Source organism: Pseudomonas sp. K5002 (genome assembly GCF_013386655.1).
Taxonomy (GTDB): domain Bacteria; phylum Pseudomonadota; class Gammaproteobacteria; order Pseudomonadales; family Pseudomonadaceae; genus Aquipseudomonas.
Window position 1 is genome coordinate 1,038 of the sequence record NZ_JACARK010000599.1, and the last position, 1,765, is coordinate 2,802.

Consider the following 1,765-nt stretch of genomic DNA (forward strand, 5'->3'; position numbering starts at 1 on the left):
CAGGGGCCGCTTCGCGCCCCAACGGGAGCAAGCTCCCTCGCCACACACGCTCTTCATCCTTGGATGGGTGTTGGCCCTGACCATTTTGTAGCGCCCATGAAAAAGCCCGCAGCGACGGCGGGCTTTTTCAGCAAGCAAACAGCAGGCCTTAGATAGGCCGGCTGCCGTACTTGTTATCCGGCTTCTTCGGTGGATCTGCCACCACGTTAGCCTCGACTTCCTGCACTTTGCCGCCTTTGGCGAGGAATTCTTCCATCGCCCGGGCCAGCGCATCGCGCTCTTTGTTCTTGGCTTCTACGCTCGGCAACTCGTCAACCGACACTGCAGCCTTGGCCTTGCCCTTGGCTGCCGGGACCGGTGCATCGTCGCCACCGTCGTCGTCAGCCACGTCTTCGGCAGCCGCCTCAAGACCTTCCTCGGTTTCGTCGTCGTCGCCTACTTCGAGGTCGTCGTTTTCCAGATCATCGTCGCTCATGTTCTACCTCATGACTTGCGAAAAGCAGATTAGTTATAGCCCAGCTTCGCCGCCTGTCGACGGCCGCCGGAAAAAAATCAACATCCACCGGTTAACCAGTGGCTTATGCCCCATCACCGTGCAAGGTGGCGAGGACTTTACGAGCACCGCCATGATCACGGTGCTCGCCCAGATAAACACCTTGCCAGGTCCCCATCGCCAAGCGGCCGGCCCTTACCGGCAAACTCAGCTGACAGCCCAGCAGACTGGCCTTGAAGTGCGCCGGCAGATCATCCGGACCCTCGTCGTTGTGTTCATATCCCGCCGTGCCTTGCGGCACCAGCGCATTGAAAAAACGCTCGAAGTCACGGCGAACCGCCGGGTCGGCATTCTCGTTGACCGTCAACGAGGCCGAGGTGTGCTGCAGCCACAAATGCAACAGTCCCACCCGACAGGCCTTCAATTCAGGCAGGCCGGCGAGCAACTCGTCCGTCACCAGATGAAAGCCCCGGGGCTTGGCCCGCAGGGTTATCAGGGTCTGTTGCCACATACAGTTCTCCGCCTATCGGCGCGCATTCTAGCGCGCTCAGGGAAAAAACAAAGTGCCGAATACGCCTACATGCCTGTAAGACATTCGCACACTGAAAAGTGCAGTGCGGATCCCATCACAAAGTCGCAAAAAAACCCATACACCTTTAGCCACAGACAAACCCAAGGCAAAAAAATGCCCGGCAAGCCGGGCATCTTTTTTTCGCGTACTTACAAGTTGTAGCCGCGCTCGTTGTGTTGCGCCAGATCGAGGCCAACCGCCTCTTCTTCTTCGGTCACCCGCAGGCCCATCACCACGTCCAGCACCTTGAGGATGATGTACGTAACGATAGCGGTGTAGATGACGGTGAAGCCGACGCCTTTGCACTGGATCCAGACTTGAGCCGCGATATCAGTGGTGGTGGCGTTGAAGCCGCCCATCGCCGGTGCCGCGAACACGCCGGTCAGGATCGCGCCGAGGATACCGCCGATACCGTGCACGCCGAAGGCGTCCAGGGAGTCGTCGTAGCCCAGTTTGCGTTTCAGGGTAGTGGCGCAGAAGAAGCACACCACACCGGCAGCCAGGCCGATCACCAGGGCGCCCATCGGGCCCACGGTGCCAGCGGCTGGGGTGATTGCCACCAGGCCCGCAACCACACCCGAGGCGATGCCCAGTGCGCTCGGTTTGCCGTGGGTGACCCACTCGGCGAACATCCAGCCCAGGGCCGCAGCAGCGGTAGCGATCTGGGTCACCAGCATCGCCATGCCGGCAGTGCCGTTGGC

At 60.5% G+C, this 1,765-nt stretch carries 2 protein-coding genes and 1 pseudogene; all 3 read right to left on the reverse strand.

Annotated features, from left to right (window positions below):
- Positions 1 to 148: 148 nt before the first annotated feature.
- A complete protein-coding gene (gene sutA / locus HX846_RS24405) occupies positions 149 to 475 on the reverse strand; it encodes a transcriptional regulator SutA (RefSeq protein ID WP_003208791.1) in 327 nt (108 codons plus the stop codon).
- 103 nt (positions 476 to 578) lie between these two features.
- The gene (locus tag HX846_RS24410) at positions 579 to 1,004 is read right to left on the reverse strand and encodes a secondary thiamine-phosphate synthase enzyme YjbQ (RefSeq protein ID WP_003208787.1); all 426 of its coding nucleotides are present in this window, start codon (positions 1,002 to 1,004) and stop codon (positions 579 to 581) included.
- A gap of 209 nt (positions 1,005 to 1,213) precedes the next feature.
- A pseudogene (locus HX846_RS24415) lies at positions 1,214 to 1,765 on the reverse strand (ammonium transporter); the annotation flags it as partial.

Bases quoted from the DNA above. Each gene is read 5' to 3' on its own strand.
- HX846_RS24410 (WP_003208787.1), bottom strand. From the start codon at position 1,004: ATGTGGCAACAGACCCTGATAACCCTGCGGGCCAAGCCCCGGGGCTTT.
- sutA (WP_003208791.1), bottom strand. From the start codon at position 475: ATGAGCGACGATGATCTGGAAAACGACGACCTCGAAGTAGGCGACGAC.